This is a genomic window from Streptomyces sp. NBC_01428 (genome assembly GCF_036231965.1).
Classification (GTDB): Bacteria; Actinomycetota; Actinomycetes; order Streptomycetales; family Streptomycetaceae; genus Streptomyces.
The window spans coordinates 6,705,669-6,723,428 of the sequence record NZ_CP109499.1 but is presented as its reverse complement, the minus strand read 5'-3'; the positions used below and the strand labels follow the sequence as shown (position 1 = coordinate 6,723,428).

14 protein-coding genes are annotated in these 17,760 nt (G+C 71.6%); 9 read left to right on the top strand and 5 right to left on the bottom strand.

Annotation, left to right across the window (positions count from 1 at the left end):
- The first annotated feature begins 88 nt into the window (after nt 1-88).
- From OG406_RS29065 to ybaK, 4 genes are all read left to right on the top strand, one after another.
- Nucleotides 89-1,669 carry an oxidoreductase gene (locus OG406_RS29065; protein WP_267050541.1) on the top strand — a complete coding sequence of 527 codons (1,581 nt, stop codon included), beginning with the start codon at nt 89-91 and terminating at the stop codon, nt 1,667-1,669.
- Between the two features lie 232 nt (nt 1,670-1,901).
- Entirely contained in the window at nt 1,902-2,954 is a 1,053-nt protein-coding gene (locus OG406_RS29060) for a hypothetical protein (protein WP_329188578.1), read from the top strand.
- 11 nt (nt 2,955-2,965) lie between these two features.
- Nucleotides 2,966-3,706 (top strand): LON peptidase substrate-binding domain-containing protein, encoded by a 741-nt coding sequence (locus OG406_RS29055; RefSeq protein ID WP_164376059.1) that lies wholly within the window; start codon nt 2,966-2,968, stop codon nt 3,704-3,706.
- A 17-nt stretch (nt 3,707-3,723) separates the two neighbouring features.
- Nucleotides 3,724-4,224: a Cys-tRNA(Pro) deacylase gene (gene ybaK / locus OG406_RS29050; RefSeq protein WP_329188577.1), complete on the top strand. Its 501-nt coding sequence runs from the start codon at nt 3,724-3,726 to the stop codon at nt 4,222-4,224.
- A 305-nt stretch (nt 4,225-4,529) separates the two neighbouring features.
- On the opposite strand, the gene OG406_RS29045 is transcribed toward ybaK, so the two are convergent.
- The 4 genes from OG406_RS29045 to OG406_RS29030 form a co-directional block, all read right to left on the bottom strand.
- Nucleotides 4,530-5,228: an AAA family ATPase gene (locus OG406_RS29045; protein ID WP_164376063.1), complete on the bottom strand. Its 699-nt coding sequence runs from the start codon at nt 5,226-5,228 to the stop codon at nt 4,530-4,532.
- Between the two features lie 34 nt (nt 5,229-5,262).
- A complete protein-coding gene (locus tag OG406_RS29040) occupies nt 5,263-6,081 on the bottom strand; it encodes an ABC transporter permease (RefSeq protein ID WP_164376065.1) in 819 nt (272 codons plus the stop codon).
- A gap of 88 nt (nt 6,082-6,169) precedes the next feature.
- A complete protein-coding gene (locus tag OG406_RS29035; protein ID WP_081216714.1) occupies nt 6,170-7,144 on the bottom strand; it encodes an ABC transporter ATP-binding protein in 975 nt (324 codons plus the stop codon).
- Between the two features lie 137 nt (nt 7,145-7,281).
- Entirely contained in the window at nt 7,282-8,499 is a 1,218-nt protein-coding gene (locus OG406_RS29030; protein ID WP_081221504.1) for an NYN domain-containing protein, read from the bottom strand.
- Nucleotides 8,500-8,723: 224 nt separating this feature from the next.
- Here OG406_RS29030 and OG406_RS29025 point away from each other — a divergent pair, with 224 nt between their 5' ends.
- A complete protein-coding gene (locus OG406_RS29025; RefSeq protein WP_179165207.1) occupies nt 8,724-8,900 on the top strand; it encodes a hypothetical protein in 177 nt (58 codons plus the stop codon).
- Between the two features lie 147 nt (nt 8,901-9,047).
- Here OG406_RS29025 and dnaE read toward each other — a convergent pair whose 3' ends face one another.
- Nucleotides 9,048-12,587 carry a DNA polymerase III subunit alpha gene (gene dnaE / locus OG406_RS29020; RefSeq protein ID WP_327410008.1) on the bottom strand — a complete coding sequence of 1,180 codons (3,540 nt, stop codon included), beginning with the start codon at nt 12,585-12,587 and terminating at the stop codon, nt 9,048-9,050.
- A 268-nt stretch (nt 12,588-12,855) separates the two neighbouring features.
- Between dnaE and OG406_RS29015 the strand changes: the two genes are divergently transcribed.
- From OG406_RS29015 to OG406_RS29000, 4 genes are all read left to right on the top strand, one after another.
- On the top strand, nt 12,856-14,184 hold the full coding sequence (locus OG406_RS29015; RefSeq protein ID WP_164376069.1) for a DUF2252 domain-containing protein: 1,329 nt from the start codon (nt 12,856-12,858) through the stop codon (nt 14,182-14,184).
- Nucleotides 14,185-14,284: 100 nt separating this feature from the next.
- A complete protein-coding gene (locus tag OG406_RS29010; RefSeq protein ID WP_266849032.1) occupies nt 14,285-14,971 on the top strand; it encodes a hypothetical protein in 687 nt (228 codons plus the stop codon).
- A 135-nt stretch (nt 14,972-15,106) separates the two neighbouring features.
- Nucleotides 15,107-15,955 carry a thioredoxin domain-containing protein gene (locus OG406_RS29005; protein WP_164375684.1) on the top strand — a complete coding sequence of 283 codons (849 nt, stop codon included), beginning with the start codon at nt 15,107-15,109 and terminating at the stop codon, nt 15,953-15,955.
- 115 nt (nt 15,956-16,070) lie between these two features.
- Nucleotides 16,071-17,741 (top strand): alkaline phosphatase D family protein, encoded by a 1,671-nt coding sequence (locus OG406_RS29000; protein ID WP_266849028.1) that lies wholly within the window; start codon nt 16,071-16,073, stop codon nt 17,739-17,741.
- Nucleotides 17,742-17,760: the final 19 nt, after the last annotated feature.

Sequence of the window (17,760 nt, the reverse complement as noted above, 5' to 3'; positions counted from 1 at the left end):
CCTTCACCGATAGCGTTCGGGCGGTCACTGAGCGGGCATTGCACGCATGTACGAAACCCGCGAACAGCCGGGGAGGAAGGGACGTGCCGTGACCGAGGGTGCCGGCGTCCGCACCGGGGACCTGCCGGACGAACTGACCGCCGCCGAGGCCGGGATGTGGCAGGCGTTCCGCAACGGCAGCGTGTACGACCTGCGGTGCGGGGACGGCACCGCCGACGATCCGCACGGCGGCCATCCCTGGGGTCCCGAGCGGAGTGTGCGGGCCCGGATCGTCGCCTGGCTCCTGCTCGACGGGCCGCCGCCCCTGCAGGGCCGGGTCGCCTCCCTGAAGCTGGCCGGCGTGCTGATCACCGGAGTGCTCGACCTCGCGGGCGGCACGGTGGTGCCGTACGTGGAGCTGAAGGGGTGCCGCTTCGAGAAGGAGGTCCTGCTGCCGGAGTCCCGCTTCACGACCGTACGGCTGGTGGACTGCGCGGTGCCGCGTCTGGAGGCGGCCCGGCTGCACACCGAGGGTGATCTGCATCTGCCCCGCTGCCGCTTCCACAACGGTGTCCGGCTGACCGACGCGCACATCGGTACGGACCTGCTGCTGAACCAGGCCGTGGTCTACCGGGACCGGCGCGGGCGTTCGATCACGGGCGACGGGATGACCGTCGGGCAGGACCTCCAGGCGGAGATGCTGGAGTCGCACGGCGAGCTGAGTCTGCGCGGCGCCAGCGTCGGCGTCTCGCTGAGCCTGCGCGGCAGCCGGCTCAGCAACCCGTACTCCCGGCTCGCCCTCAACGCCCCCCAGCTGACCGTCAACCGCACGGTGTACCTGACCCCCGCCGGCCTGGGCAATCCGGTGCTGACCAGCGGCACCACCCCGGCGCGCGGCACGCTGGTGCAGCGGTTCGAGTGCCAGGGCGGCGTCCGCCTGGACGACGGACGGTTCGGTGACGCGCTCGACCTGGAACGGGCCCGTTTCGTCCTCGGCGAGGACCAGGAGCTGTCGTTGCGCCGGGTGCAGACGCCCGAGCTGCGTTTCCTCGGCGAGGCGCCGGAGCGCGGCAAGGTCGTGCTGTCCGGCGCGCGGATCGTCACCCTGGTCGACCGGGCGTCCAGCTGGCCCGCCCCCGGCGCGCTGCACATGGGCGGCTTCGCCTACGAGAGCCTGGTGCCGCAGGGCGCCTTCCCGCTGACCCGGCGCCTGGAGTGGGTGGCGGCGGCGACCGCCGAGTACAACCCGGAGCCGTACGAGCGGCTGGCCGCCGTGCTGCGCGGCTCAGGCGAGGACGAGGACGCCCGCGAGGTGCTCCTCGCCAAGCAGCGCCGCCGCCGCGAGACCCTGCCCCTCGCCGCGAAACTCTGGGGGTACGCGCAGGACTGGACGGTCGCCTACGGGTACCGGCCGGGCCGGGCCGCCCTGTGGATGGCGGTGCTGTGGGCGGCGGCGTCGGTCGCCTTCGCGCACGCCGACCATCCGCCGGTCGACGCGGGCTCGCATCCCCAGTGGAACGCCTCGCTCTTCGCCCTGGACCTGCTGCTGCCGGTGATCGACCTGGGCCAGGTCGGGGCCTGGCAGCTGCGCGGCGGCTGGCAGTGGCTGTCCGCCGCGGTGATCCTCCTCGGCTGGATCCTGGCGACGACGGTGGCGGCCGGAGCGACCCGGCTGCTGCGACGCGGCTGAGACGGCGGCCCGTACCGCCCGGGGCCCTTCGTGCCGCCACGGGCCGCCTCGTCCGCGCCACTCGGCGTGGGCACCCCTGGGACGGTCCCGGAGCAGGTCAGGCCCCCGCACGGAGGCCGAGCACCGGAACGAGCCACTCTTTGCCCGTCCTTGACCGGTCCGGAAGCAACCGATCGACGGTTACGAAAGCGTCACCGCGTCCCTCTGGTGCAGCCCCGACCTGCGGTTTTCAATGGTCGACACCATGGCACTGCTGCGCGCACTCATCCGTACGGCCCGGATGGCACGGAACACCTCCCGCCTCGCCGTCGGGCTGCCCGCCGACGACGAGGTGCTGCTCGACGCGCCCGACGAACGTCTCGGCCCCGCGCTCGTCGCGGCGGGCCGCGGCGAGTACGCCCCCGCCGCGAAGCTGCTCGCCGCCACCCGTGAATCCGCCGAGTGGGAGAGCCGCGACCGGTACGCCCTGCGCCTGGCGGCCTTCGCACGCTCCCGCGACCAGTGGCTGCGGGAGTGGCGGGCCGCCGACCCGCACGATCCGGACGCGCTGCTCGTCAGGGCGGAGCTGGCGGTGCGACGCGGCTGGGAGTCGCCCGCGCGGGCCGAGCTGCTGCGTGAGGCGAGCCCGCTGATCACCTCCGCGGCCGAGGGCGATCCGCGCGACCCCGTGCCGTGGCGGATCGCGCTCGACCACGCGCGCGGCACGAACCTCGGGCACACCGGGTTCGAGCGGCTGTGGGGCGAGGCCGTCCGGCGCTCACCGCACCACTACGGCTGTCACGTCGCAGCCCTCCAGTACCTGTCGGCCGCCTGGTACGGCTCGCATCAGGAGTGCTTCGACTTCGCCGAGCCCGCCGCGACGGACGCGCTGCCCGGCTCCCTCGTCCAGGCGCTGCCCGTCCGCGCCGCCTTCGCGTACCTCACCGAGGGCGGCGGTCCCGGCGTCCCGCGGAAGCGGCTGGACGCGGCCGCCGACCTCGCGATCGAGCTCTCCGCGACCTACGCCGCCGCCGACCCGTGGCCCGCCGAGGTGCGCAACCTGCTGACCTACGTCCTCATCCGCCTCGACCGCTGGCGGGACGCCCTGGAACAGCTGCGCCTCATCGGCCCGTACGCGACCTCGTTCCCCTGGGACCGGGTCTCCGACGACCCGCTCGGCCAGTTCCTGGAGATGCGCGACGGCGTCCGTCTGGAGGTCGCGGCGGGGCTTCCGCTGCGGGCTCCGCGCCCTGATCGGCATCCAGTCGGTGGGCACGACGGACGTGATCGCTCCGGCGACCATTAGGCTTTCGCGTCGTGACCACCGTCCGGCTCCCGCTCTTCCCCCTGAACTCGGTGTTGTTCCCCGGGCTCGTGCTTCCTCTGAACGTGTTCGAGGAGCGCTATCGCGCGATGATGCGCGATCTGCTCAAGATCGCCGAGGACGAACCGCGCCGCTTCGCGGTCGTCGCCATCCGCGACGGCCACGAGGTCTCGCCCACCGCTCCCGGCATGCCGGACCAGACCGCCGTGCCCGAGCGCGGGCCCGCCGCCGGCTTCGGCGACGACCCGGTGAAGGCCTTCCACACGGTCGGCTGCATCGCGGACGCGGCGACCGTCCGGGAGCGCGCCGACGGCAGCTTCGAGGTGCTGGCGACCGGCACGACCCGCGTCCGGCTCCTTTCGGTGGACGCCTCCGGGCCGTATCTGACGGCCGAGCTGGAGGAACTGCCGGAGGAACCGGGCGAGGAGGCGGGCGCGCTCGCCGAGGGCGTACTGCGTGCCTTCCGCCAGTACCAGAAGCGGCTGGCCGGAGCGCGGGAGCGTTCGCTGTCGACCGGGGCGGACCTGCCGGACGAGCCGGCCGTGGTCTCCTACCTCGTCGCCGCCGCCGTGATGCTGGACGTCCCGGCCCGGCAGAGCCTGCTCCAGGCCCCCGACACGGCGTCCCGGCTGCGCGAGGAGCTGAAACTGCTGCGCACGGAGACGGCCATCATCCGTAATCTGCCGTCGTTGCCCGCGTCGGAACTGACGCGCGGCCCGACGAGCCTGAACTGACGCGCGCGGGAAGGCCGATGGCGAAGAAGGCGAAGAAGCAGCAGCCCGGAGGAACCCCGGCGACGGTGGCACTGACCGAGGCGGGGGTGCCGTACACGGTCCACGCGTACGAGCACGACCCCTCCCACCCGTCCTACGGCGAGGAGGCCGCCGAGGCCATGGGCGTCTCCCCCGAGCGGGTCTTCAAGACCCTGGTGGCGGACGTGGACGGCGCGCTGGTGGTCGCGGTGGTCCCGGTGGCGGGCTCGCTCGACCTGAAGGCCCTCGCGACGGCGGTGGGCGGCAAGCGGGCCGCGATGGCCGACCCCGCGGCGGCGGAGCGCACGACGGGCTACGTCCGGGGCGGCATCTCGCCGCTCGGCCAGCGCAAGAGGCTCCGCACGGTGCTGGACGCCTCCGCGGCCACCCACGCCACCATCTGTGTCTCGGCGGGCCGTCGCGGCCTGGAGGTCGAACTGTCCCCGGCCGACCTGGCACAGCTCACGGAGGCGGTGTCCGCGCCCGTCGGACGCGCGTGACCCCCTGACACCGGCACGCGCCTGCCCGGCCGTCCCCGTCGCGGCCACGCGCGCGTGCCGCTCGGCGAGGCCCCAGCGGACGCGCCGTGCGCGCGCCCTCGACGGATGTCCCGTCCTCGGTTAAGCACGAGGGACATGTCGAAGAGAACGCGCAAACGCAAGTGGCGCACCAGAAAGGGCCGCCCGAACCACGGCCGCCGCCCGGCATGACCCACGCCCCGCAGCACGGCACCGCCGGCCGGGACCGGTCTCCCCACGGGACTCCGGGACCGGCCGGTCCGGCCACCGCCCGGGGACCCGTACGACTAGACGGGGGGCCCTGAGGGCGTCGACTGGTACGGGCTCTGCTGGTACGGATCGGGGTCCCGGGGACCGAACAGGGCCGTGAGGGCCAGATGGACCACCAGAGCGGTCAGCGACCACGCGAGCAGCGCGCCCTTCGCGCCGAGCTTCAACGGCGCGGAGAACGTGACGCCCTTGCCGACGGCCCTGGCGTGCGCGACCACGTTCTGCGTCGGACCGAGCCAGACGCCGATGCGCCAGGCGAGCAGCGAGCCCAGCAGACCGCCGAGGGCGAGCGACACCACCAGCGGCACACCACCGCGCCGGCGCAGCAGGAACACGACCAGCGCGCTCAGGGCCCCGAAGCCCAGGGCGAGAAGAGTGAACGTTCCATCGACGCCGATGGCCTGCTCCCCCTCGGTGTCCTTGATGTACACCGTGGTGTCGTCCGCGATCAGCGGCACGTGGGGCGCCAGCCACCACCAGAGCACTCCGAGGAGCGCCCCCGCGAGCGCCACCGCCACCGTGATCACGGCGGCCTCCCGCAGTTCGGTCTTCATCCCGGGTCCGTCCTGTCCGTAGGAGGCCTCGTACGCCGCCGGGTACGCGGGGTGCGCCGCGGGTCCGTGCGTCTGCGGGGCCTGCCAGGCATGGTGCGGTTGCTGCCGGTCCTGGGGGGACTGTTCGTGCGGCGGCGGAGGTGGAGTCAGCGGAGCGGTCACCCTGACATCGTGCCAGGCCCCGCTGTCACCCGCGTCACCGGACGGCTGCCCGGCGGTAGGCCCAGGTCGCCAGGGCCAGCGAGACGACCCCGACCCCGGCGCAGACGGCCAGATCGCCGAGGACGGCGGCCCAGTCGGGATGGGCGCCGAAGGTGCGGGCGAACGCCTCGACGCCGTAGGTCGAGGGCAGCAGATCGCGGGCGTACTGGACCACGGTCGGCATCCGGTCCGCGGGCAGCACGCCCAGCAGCAGCGCGGCCGACATGCCCAGCTGACCGAGCAGGGTGGCCAGCTCGGGACGGGGCGCGAGCAGCCCGAACGCGGCCCCGAGACCGGCGAGCGCGGCGCCCGCGAGGGGGACGACCGCGGCGAGCACCCACAGATGGGCGAGCGGCAGCCCGAAGAGCACGCAGCCGAAGACGGCGGTGACCAGGGTGCCGGGCACGGTGAAGGACGCGTACGCGCCCGCGGCTCCGAGCACCACGGCCGCCGGGGGCACCGGCAGCGTCGCGTAGTGGTCGAGCCCGCCGCTCGCCCGGAGCTGTCCGAAGTACTGCGCGAGCAGGTTGAGGGCGACGAACGCGACGACCAGGACGGTCGACCCGGCCACCACGGCCCGCGCCTCGGCGCCGCCGTCCACCACGCCGCGCATCATGATCATGATGCCGACGGACTGGAAGGTGGCCACGAACAGCAGCGGGATCCGCGCGACACGGGCCCGGGAGAGCTGCGCCCGGTACACGGCGGCCAGCGACGGCCAGAGCCGCGCGGGCGGCCCCAGTTCCGCGGCACCGGTGTCCGCTGCCAGCGGCAGCGCACTGCCCGGCAGAACTCCGGCGGGTACGACACTCACGTCGAGCTGCTTCCCTTCACTCCGGCAGCCGTCCTGTTCGGCACACGTACGACGCCCTCCTCCCGTACGGATTCCACGCCCCGGACACTCACGCCTTCACCAGTCCCTGCGTCGCGTGCCCGCCGAGGGCGAGGTAGACGTCCTCCAGGCTCGGTGTGGCCAGGGTGAAGTCGTCGAGGGCGGCGAACGCGGCGCCTCCGGTGACCGTGGCCACGGCCGCGCGGGCCTCCTCCGGCGCGAGCCGCAGCGTCCAGCGGCGGCCGGACTCGACCGCGCGGTCGCGCAGCGCGGCGACCTCGGGGACATGCAGCGGGGCGCTCGTACGCCAGACGAGTTCCACCCGCACCTCGCCCGCGACGCGTTCCTTGAGGCCGGCCGGGGTGTCGCAGGCGATGACCCGCCCCTCGTCCATGACGGCGACCCGGTCGAGGACGGTCTCGGCCTCGATGACGTTGTGGGTGACGAGCAGGACCGTGGCGCCCTGGTCCACCCGGCGCCGGTCGACGGCGGCCCAGACGGCGCGCCGGGCGACCGGGTCCATGCCGGTGGTGGGCTCGTCGAGCACGAGCAGCGGGCGCCGCCCGACGAGCGCGGAGGCGAGGCAGGCGAGCCTGCGCTGTCCGCCGGACAGCTTCTTCAGGGGGCGGGAGGCGAGCGCGGTCAGGCCCAGTTCGTCGAGGACGGCGTCCCGCTCGGCCCGGGCCGTGCGCAGGTCGAGTCCGCGCAGCCGTCCGGTGGTCTCGGCGGCCAGGGAGACGGTCAGCTCGTCGAGGGCGGTGGACTCCTGCCCGAGGTAGGCGAGGATCCGCGCGGCCCGTTCGGGGTGGCGCACGATGTCGTGCCCGAGGATCTCGACGCTGCCGCTGTCGGGGCGCATCAGCCCGGTCAGCTGGCGGACCAGGGTGGACTTGCCGGCGCCGTTCGGGCCGAGGAGCCCGAAGATCTCACCGCGGCGGATGTCGAGGCGTACGTCGTCGGTGGCCCTGACCTCGGGCGTCGCCGGGGTGCCCCGACGGCCGCGGACGGCCGGGTAGGTCTTGGTCAGACCGCGCACGGCGCACACGACATCGCCCCTGTGCCCCATCCGGACCGCCTGTGCCGTGCGCGTACTCACGAAGGACGAGAGTACGGGGTCCGATGCCCCGTTATGCGCCCGGGGCCGTGGCAGGGCCCTCGCGAGGGCCCTCCAGAGGCTTGCGATCACTCCCCTGCGGGCGCGTGCTCGGCGGTCGTGCGCACGTCGATCTCACGCCAGAAGCCGGCCCGGATCGCGTACCGGTCGTGCTCGTCGATCTGGTCGTCCTTGTGCGCGAGCAGGCCGAACCGGGCCGCGTAACGCAGCAGTTCACCGTCGACCCGGTGCGGGACGCGGGGGTACATCGCCGACAGCTTCTGCAGATGACCCGCGTCGGTGAGCCGCGCCATCCAGCGGCGGGCGAAGACCTGACCGACCTCGTACGGATCGCCGCCGACGGTGGTGATGTCCTCCTCGCGGTCCGCCCAGCGCTGCTCGGCGGAGGTGAGCTGCGCGAGGGTGGGCAGCGCGGCGGCCTCGGCCGGCTCCGCCACTCCCCCGGGCCGGTCGACCCAGCCCTTGTCCGAGGACCAGCGCAGGGTGGCGTTCGTGGGGTGCTGGGCGGCCTGGGTGCCCGGTCCGCGCAGCGCGGCCAGGTCCTTGGGGGTCGGCACGCCCTTGGGGGCGGGCACGCGCTCCTGGACGCCGTTCTGCGATTCGGCGGCCTGATGGTGCTCGGGCTCCGGCGCGGAGTGCTCGGCCGCCGCAGCGAGAGCCGACTCGGGCAGCGGCGCGGAGAGGATCGCGGCGATCTCCGGACGCGGCACCGGCGGCGGCGCGCACACGCCGCCGAAGTCCTTCGCGCGAACCGCCTTGGTGATCCACACACGGTCGAGGACCCGGCGCTCGTCCGCCTCGGCCACCAGGTCCTCGGACTGGTTGTAGTCGCCGTCAGCGGCCTGCACGGCCCACAGGTGTACGGCGACGCCGTGCTCCTTGGCGGCCATCATGCCCGGCAGTAGATCCCCGTCGCCGGTCACCAGGACCACGTCGGAGCAGGCGCGGTTGCGGGCCAGTTCGGTCAGTTCGGCGTGCATCGCGGCGTCCACGCCCTTCTGCGCCCAGCGTCCGTCGCTGCGGGTCAGCGCGCCCAGGCGCACGGTCACCCTGGGCATCACCCGCAGCCTGCGGTGCTCCGGCTGCGGTACGCGGTCGGGGGCGCCGTCGAACCAGTAGATGCGCAGCAACGGCCGCTCGGTGTCGGACTCGGCGCGCTCGCGCAGGCCCTGGATGAGGGCGGCGTGGTCGACCGTGATCCGGGAGCGCGAGGGCTCCCCGGCGAGAAGGCTGGCAGCAGCCCCGAGCAGATACCCGGCGTCCACCAGGACGATGCAGCGGTCCACGCGGTCCACCCTCTTTCCGGGAGGTTTGCTTCGGGCTTCCTTGGAGTCTGCCCGACCGTGCGGAGGTTAACGGCCGGAACTCGATCTTCGGCGTGGCGGATCGGGCGAGCACGTACCGACAGGGCTTATTACGCACGGTAATTCTACGAAATGCGCCACTTGCCAGCCTATGTGAATCTGGTCGCGGCCCTGGCCCCTACATCCCCCTCAGGAGGCTGATCACCATGGCGAAGAACAAGAACCGCAAGCAGGGCGGGCAGCAGGACCGCTCCTCGCAGGCCGAGCGTGCACAGGAGCAGGCGCAGCGGTCGTCGACCGAAGCACAGTCGCCGATATCGCAGGCGCAGGGCAGCCCCGCCGATGTCGCCCGTAAGCATCAGAAGCGCTTCGGCCACAACTGAGGTCGCTGCGTGGGCCGTTGAGGTCCAGGGTCCGTGGCAAGACCCACCGGGCGATCGAGCCCGGGCATGACCCGAGGGGCGCATCCGCATGCGGATGCGCCCCTCGCGCAGGTCACTTGGTCCGGCCGCAAAGGGGCCGGTGGGCGCTCAGCCCGCCAGGCAGGACGGGCCGAGCAGCACCTTCAGGTCGCCGAAGAGCGCCGGGTCGGGCTTCACCCGGTGCCGGTCGAGCCGCAGCACCGTGGTCTTGCGCGGGCCCTGGAGCTTGATGCGGACCTCGCTCTCGCCCTTGTGGTGGCTGAGGATCTCGCCGAGCCGGCTGACCATGGGCGGAGTGACCTTCAGCGCCGGGATGGTGAGGATCACGGGCGCGTTGGTCCCGGCGTTGGACAGGTCGGGGACCTGGAGTTCCATCGCGACCAGGCGCGGCACGTCCTCGCGCTTGTCGAGGCGTCCCTTGACGAAGACCACGGCGTCCTCGACGAGTTGGGTCGAGACCAGCTGGTAGGTCGCGGGGAAGAACATGCACTCGATGGACCCCGCGAGGTCCTCGACGGTGGCGATCGCCCACGCGTTGCCCTGCTTGGTCATCTTGCGCTGGAGGCCCGAGATGATGCCGCCGATGGTCACCACCGCGCCGTCCCCGTGCTCGCCGCCGGTCAGCTGCGAGATGCCGGCGTCCGCCTTGTCGGACAGGACGTGCTCCAGGCCGAAGAGCGGGTGGTCGGAGACGTACAGGCCGAGCATCTCCCGCTCCTGGGCGAGCAGATAGACCTTGTCCCACTCGTCGGTGGTGAACTCCACGTCGAGTCCGAAGCCGGGCTCGCTGGTGGCCTCGTCGCCCATGCCGCCGAAGAGGTCGAACTGGCCCTCGGCCTCCTTGCGCTTGACCGCCACCACGTTGTCGATCATCGGCTCGAACTGCGCGGTGAGGCCCTTGCGGGTGTGCCCCATCGTGTCGAAGGCACCCGCCTTGATCAGCGACTCCGTGGTGCGCTTGTTGCAGGCGACGGCCTCGACCTTGTCGAGGTAGTCGGGGAACGAGCCGTACTTCCCCTTGGCCTTGCGGCTGCGGATGATCGACTCCACCACGTTCGTGCCGACGTTGCGGACGGCGGAGAGGCCGAAGAGGATCACGTCGTCGCCCTGGGCGGCGAAGTTCTGCTCGGACTCGTTCACGTTGGGCGGCAGCACCTTGATGCCCATGCGCCGGCACTCGTTGAGGTAGACGGCCGACTTGTCCTTGTCGTCCTTGACCGAGGTGAGCAGCGCCGCCATGTACTCGGCGGGGTAGTTCGCCTTCAGGTAGCCGGTCCAGTACGAGACGAGTCCGTACGCGGCGGAGTGCGCCTTGTTGAAGGCGTAGCCGGCGAAGGGGACCAGCACGTCCCACAGGGCCTGGATCGCCTCGTCGCTGTAGTTGTTCTCGCGGGCGCCCGCCTGGAAGAGGACGAAGTTCTTCGCCAGCTCGTCGGCCTTCTTCTTGCCCATCACGCGGCGCAGGATGTCGGCCTCGCCGAGGGAGTACCCGGCGATGATCTGGGCGGCCTTCTGGACCTGCTCCTGGTAGACGATCAGGCCGTAGGTGACCGCGAGGACCTCCTGGAGCGGCTCCTCCAGCTCCTTGTGGATCGGCGTGATCTCCTGGCGGCCGTTCTTGCGCTCCGCGTAGTTGATGTGCGAGTTCATGCCCATCGGGCCCGGCCGGTAGAGGGCCGAGACGGCGGAGATGTCCTCGAAGTTGTCGGGCTGCATCTGGCGGAGCAGCGAGCGCATCGGGCCGCCGTCGAACTGGAAGACACCGAGGGTGTCACCGCGGCAGAGCAGTTCGAAGGTCTTGGGGTCGTCCAGCGGCAGGGCGAGCATCTCCAGGTCGATGCCCTTGTTGGCCTTCACCATCTTGATGGCGTCGTCCATGATCGTGAGGTTGCGCAGGCCGAGGAAGTCCATCTTCAGCAGGCCCAGCGACTCGCACTGGGGGTAGTCCCACTGCGTGATGGTCACGCCGTCGGTGTGCCGCACCCAGATCGGGGCATGGTCGACGATGGGCTCGCTGGACATGATCACGCCGGCCGCGTGCACGCCCATCTGCCGGACCAGGCCCTCGACGCCCTTGGCGGTGTCGATGACCTTCTTGACGTCCGGCTCGTTCTCGTACATCGCGCGGATCTCGCCCGCCTCGCCGTAGCGGGGGTGCGAGGAGTCGGTGATGCCGTTGAGGTCGATGCCCTTGCCGAGGACGTCGGCGGGCATCGCCTTGGTGAGCCGGTCGCCCATCGCGTACGGGTAGCCCAGCACGCGCGCGGAGTCCTTGATGGCGTTCTTCGCCTTGATCTTGCCGTACGTGCCGATCATGGCGACCTTGTCGGCGCCGTACTTCTCGGTCACGTACCTGATCACCTCGACGCGCCGACGTTCGTCGAAGTCGATGTCGACGTCGGGCATGGAGACGCGCTCGGGGTTCAGGAACCGCTCGAAGATCAGGCCGTGCGGGATCGGGTCGAGGTCGGTGATGCCCATGGCGTAGGCGACGATCGAACCGGCCGCCGAGCCACGGCCCGGGCCCACCGCGATGCCCTGGTTCTTGGCCCACATGATGAAGTCGGCGACGACGAGGAAGTACCCCGGGAACCCCATCTGGATGATGACGTCCATCTCGTACTCGACCTGCTTCTGGCGGTCGTCGGGGACGCCGCCGGGGAAGCGCCGCTCCATGCCGAGCCGGACTTCCTCCTTGAACCAGGTGATCTCGGTGAAGCCCTCGGGGATGTCGAACTTCGGCATGAGGTTCTTCGCCTCGAACATGCCGGCCGTGTCGACCTGCTCGGCGACCAGCAGGGTGTTGGCGCAGCCCTGCTGCCAGGCCTCCGAGGAGTCGACGGCGTACATCTCGTCCGTCGACTTCAGGTAGTAACCGGTGCCGTCGAAGCGGAAGCGGTCCGGGTCGGAGAGGTTCTTGCCGGTCTGGATGCACAGCAGGGCGTCGTGCGCGGTCGCCTCGTGCGCGTACGTGTAGTGCGAGTCGTTCGTCACCAGGGGCGGGATGCCGAGCTTCCTGCCGATCTCCAGGAGCCCGTCACGGACCCGGCGCTCGATCTCGATGCCGTGGTCCATCAGCTCCAGGAAGTACCGGTCCTTGCCGAAGATGTCCTGGTACTCGGCGGCCGACTTCAGTGCCTCGTCGAACTGGCCGAGGCGTAGCCGGGTCTGCAGCTCGCCGGAGGGGCAGCCGGTGGAGGCGATGAGTCCCTCGGACCACTTGGAGATCGTCTCCTTGTCCATCCGGGGCCACTTCTGGAGCCAGCCCTCGGCGTACGCGTCCGAGGAGAGCTTGAAGAGGTTGTGCAGGCCCGTCCGGTTCGCCGCCCAGATCGTCTTGTGCGTGTAACCACCCGAACCGGACACGTCGTCGCGCTTCTGGTGCGGCTGGCCCCACTGGATCTTGCGCTTGTTGCGCCGGGACTCGGGCGCGACGTACGCCTCGATGCCGATGATCGGCGTGACGCCCGCCTTCTTGGCCGTGTGGAAGAAGTCGTAGGCCCCGTGCAGGTTGCCGTGGTCGCTCATCGCGATATGGGTCATGCCCATGTCGTTGCACGCGTCGAACATGTCCTTGAGCCGCGCGGCACCGTCCAGCAGCGAGTACTGGGTGTGGACGTGCAGGTGCGTGAACGGCGGCTTCGACACGGTTGCGGCCTCCAAGAAGAACGATCGGCGACAGGCTGCGGACAGTCTGGGGGGACAGCGTCGAAGTCTATGACGCCCGACTGACACTCCGCGGAGCATCACCCGTACCTTCAGGCGGGGCCCCGGGCCCGGGGGTGTGCGTTCGCCGCCGGAGGCCGGGCACTCCGGCGTATCTTCGTCCGTTGGAAGTGGACGGACACCCTTGTCCCGGGTGCGGCGCGTCCGCTCCCTCATGTCCCGCACCACCTGCACCAGGAGGCACCCAGCGATGTCGGTCCCGCAGCTCAGCGACGAGCAACGCGGCGAGCAGATCCTCGCCGTATTCGACACCGCCTTCGGCGAGCTCCTGGCCGCCGACCCGGCCGCGTTCCGCGTGAAGTTCCGCAAGATGGCGGCGTCCGCCTTCGCGTTCTACCGCGGCACGGCCGGCCTGTTCTACCACGACCTCGAACAGGACAAGCGGGGCGGCCCGTACCTGGACGAGCGCACCTCGCGCGTGTGGATCCACGGCGACCTGCACGCGGAGAACTTCGGCACCTACATGGACGCCCAGGGCCGCCTGATCTTCAACGTGAACGACTTCGACGAGGCCTATGTCGGCCCCTTCACCTGGGACCTCAAGCGCTTCGCCGCCTCCGTGGCCCTGATCGGCTACGCGAAGGCGCTCAGCGACGACCAGATCACCGAGCTGGTCCGGATCTACGCGGGTGCCTACCGCGAGCGCATCCACGCCCTCTCGACGGGCGCCAAGAACGACGAGGTGCCCCCCTTCACGCTGGACACCGCCGACGGCCCGCTGCTGGGCGCGCTGCGCGTGGCCCGCTCGCTCACCCGCTTCGGACTGCTCGACTCGATGACCGAGATCCGTGACTTCGAGCGCCGTTTCGCCCCGGGCGGCGGCTCCATCGAGCTGGACGCGGCCACCCGCTACAAGGTCCTCGCGGCCTTCGACGGCTATCTGGAGACCCTCCCGGAGTCCTCGCTGACCCGCCCCGACTCCTACCGCGTGAAGGACGTCGTGGGCCGCCGCGGCATCGGCATCGGCTCGGCCGGTCTCCCGTCGTACAACATCCTCCTGGAGGGCAACAGCGACGCCCTGGAGAACGACGTGGTGATCTACATCAAGCAGGCCCAGACCCCGGCCGTCTCCCGGCACATCACGGACCCCGCGGTCCGCGGCTACTTCCAGCACGAGGGCCACCGCACGGTGATCTCGCAGCGTGCCCTCCAGGCGCACGCGGACCCGTGGCTCGGCTGGACCGAGCTGGACGGCGCGGGCCAGCTCGTCGCCGAGGTCTCGCCGTACGCGGTGGACCTCGACTGGAGCGACCTCGACGACCCCGAGGAGATCGCCTCGGTCGTCGCGGACCTCGGCCGGGCCACCGCGGCGATGCACGCGGCGGCGGACGACGACAGCGGCCACTCGGAGCTGGTGCCGTTCTCCACCGAGCGGGCCATCGACGCCGCGATCGCCGGTGACGAGGAGGGCTTCGCCGGTCTCCTGGTCGACTTCGCCCACAGCTACGGCTCCCGGGCGCGCACCGACCACCAGATCTTCGTGGACCTGTTCCGCAACGGACGGATCCCGGGCCTGTAGCCCGGCGGCCACGCGGGGTCTCCGCACCACAACGCTCCCGTAACGCACAGGCACCCTTTAGGGGGCTCTTACGGCAGCGCGTGGGAGACTCTCCTCCGCTATGGACATATCCGGGATCCAGCTCAGAGCCGTGCGCGCGGCGGTGTTCACGGCTGTCGTCGTGACGCTGTCCGCCGCGTCGCACGTGCTGCTGTCCCGGGTCCCGCTGCCGCTGACGACCGTGGCCGCGATCGCCGCCGCCGTCTTCGCCGTCGCCTTCGCGCTGGCGGGCCGCGAGCGCGGCTTCGGCCGGATCGCGGCCCTGCTGATCCCGCTGGAGCTGGCCGCCGACACGGTCTTCACCACGGGCCAGCACGTCTGCTACGGCAGCGCGGGCGGCCCGGTCGCCGGTCCCCTGCGCGCCGTGGGCCTGGACGTCCTGTGCGGCGGCGGCAGCGTGGGCACGCCCCTCTCCCGGGTGACCGGCGGGGCGCCCGACCACGCCGGCGTCCTGATCGCGCACGCCGACCCGGCCGCCGCCTGGCTGCTGCTCGGCGCCCACCTCGCCGTCGGCCTGCTGGCGGCCGCCTGGCTGCGGCGCGGTGAGCGCGCCCTGGACCAGCTCCTCCGCGCGGTGGCCGCCTCGACGTTCCGGCCGCTGCTGCTCGCGGTCGCCGCGGTGACCGTCCGGCTCGCCCCGGCCCGTCCGCTGCCGCGGGCCCCGCGCCGGACGACCGCCGCCCGCACCCTCCTGTTCGTGCACTCCCTGGGCCGACGCGGACCACCCGTCGCCGCCGCTCTCGCCTGAGCGACCGCTCCCGAGGAACGCCTCCCGAGCGGCGGCTCCCCGCAACCGCCCCGCGCCACGGCTCCCCGAGCGCCGGCAGTCCCCCTCACGTATTCCGCGTACGACCCGTGCGCGTCCCCCTTGGAGATCACCACTATGAGCAAGCGGAACAGCCAGTCGGCGAAGACGGCGGCCCGCGAGCGCCTGCGCGTCGAACGCGAGCGTCAGGCCAAGCGCGACAAGGTCAAGCGCCAGGCGATCGTGGCCGGCTCCCTGGTCGCGGTCCTCGCGATAGCCGGCGGCATCGGCTACGCGGTCGTGCAGAACAACAAGCCGTCCCAGTGGGAGGCCGTCGCGAGCGACAAGGTCGTCGCCCCGGCCAACACCACCGGCACGAACGGCACCACGGTCGTTCTCGGCAAGAGCACCGCCAAGAAGACCCTGAAGCTGTACGAGGACCCGCGCTGCCCGATCTGCGCCTCCTTCGAGCAGACCGTCGGCCCGACCCTGAAGAAGGACTTCGACGCCGGCAAGTTCAAGATCCAGTACATCGGCGGCACGTTCCTCGACGGCGACACCGACGACAAGGGCAAGATCCAGATCGGTTCCCGCGGCGAGGGCTCCAAGAACGCCATGAGCGCCCTGGGCGCCGCGCTGAACGTGAGCCCCGAGGCCTTCCTGGAGTACAAGACCGCGCTCTACTCGGCGAAGTACCACCCCGAGGAGACGGACGACAAGTTCAAGAGCGACGCCTACTTGATCAAGGTCGCGAACACGGTCGCCGCACTGAAGAACAACACCGCGTTCCAGAGTGCCGTCAAGGACGGCAAGTACGACGCCTGGGGCCTGGCCATGTCGGAGACGTTCAACACGAACAAGGACGACGTGAACGGCACCCCGAGCCTGGTGATGGACGGCAAGAAGCTCACCGGAGCGGACGGCCAGGCCGCGCCGATGTCCGTCGCCGACTACACCAAGGCGATGGAAGCGGCTCTCAAGGGCTGACCGCCGCAGGTAACCCGGCGACCCAGGTGATCTGAGCGGCCGGTAGGCGAAGAGCGGGCGAACTTTCACAAGTTCGCCCGCTTTTTGGCTGTACCGGTCGGTAACCTGATCGGCCGTGACCAGTCGACAGAGATCATCCGACTCCGCGGGCGTCCTCGACTCCCGTGCCCCCAGCCGCCGTTCGGTCGTCAAGGCCGCGGCCGCCACCGCCGTCCTCGCCGCCCCGCTCGCCGCCGCGCTGCCCGCGCGGGCCGCGACCGAGGCCCCCGCCTTCCTGCACGGCGTCGCCTCCGGCGACCCGCTGCCCGACGGCGTCCTCCTGTGGACCCGGGTGACCCCCGAGTCCAGTGCCGTACCGGGCTCCGGGCTCGGCGCGGACACCGAGGTGAGCTGGACCGTCGCCACGGACAAGGCGTTCACCACGGTCGTCGCCAAGGGCTCCACCGTGGCGACGGCCGCCTCCGACCACACCGTCAAGGCGGACATCCGCGGCCTGCGGCCCGCCACCGACTACTGGTTCCGGTTCTCCTCCGGAGGCACCGACTCCCCGGCGGCGCGCACCCGCACCGCGCCGGCGGCGGACGCGGCGGTCCCCGGTCTGCGCTTCGGCGTGGTCTCCTGCGCCAACTGGGAGGCGGGCTACTTCTCGGCGTACCGCCACCTCGCGGCCCGCGGCGACCTCGACGCCTGGCTGCACCTGGGCGACTACATCTACGAGTACAAGTCCGGGGAGTACGGCACCCGGGGCACGGTCGTCCGGCCGCACGCCCCGGCCAACGAGATCATCACCCTCGCCGACTACCGCACCCGGCACGGCCGTTACAAGACCGACCCGGACCTGCAGGCCCTGCACCACAAGGCGCCCGTCGTGGCGATCTGGGACGATCACGAGTTCGCCGACAACGCCTGGTCGGGCGGCGCCGTCAATCACACCGAGGGCGCCGAGGGCACCTGGTCGGCCCGTCAGTCCGCCGCCAAGCAGGCGTACTTCGAGTGGATGCCGGTCCGCCCGGCGATCGCCGGCACCACCTACCGCCGGCTGCGCTTCGGCAAGCTCGCGGACCTCTCCCTGCTCGACCTGCGCTCCTTCCGCTCGCAGCAGGCGGCCACGGCCAGCGGCTCGGTCGACGACCCGGACCGTACGATCACCGGCCGCGCGCAGCTCGACTGGCTGAAGACCGGGCTCAAGGCCTCGGACACCACCTGGCGGCTGGTCGGCAACTCCGTGATGATCTCGCCGTTCGCGGTGGGGGCGCTCTCCGCCGACCTGCTCAAGCCGCTCGCCAAGCTGCTCGGACTGCCGCAGGAGGGCATCGCCCTCAACACCGACCAGTGGGACGGCTACACGGACGACCGCCGCGAACTGCTCGCGCACCTGCGCTCCAACGCGATCCGCAACACGGTGTTCCTGACCGGCGACATCCACATGGCCTGGGCCAACGACGTGCCGGTGGACGCCGGCACGTACCCACTGTCGGCCTCCGCGGCGACCGAGTTCGTGGTCACCTCGATGACCTCCGACAACCTCGACGACATCGTCAAGGTCCCCGAGGGCACCGTCTCCGCCCTCGCGTCACCGGTCATCCGCGCGGCCAACCGCCACGTCCACTGGATCGACACCGACCGCCACGGCTACGGCGTCCTGGACATCACGACCGCCCGCGCGCAGATGGACTTCTACGTCACGTCCGACCGCACGAACCCGAACGCGACCTCGTCCTGGGCCCGTTCGTACCGGACCCGCAGCGGCACCCAGACGATGGAGCGCACCTACGACCCGGTGTAGCACCGGGTCGCAGACCCCT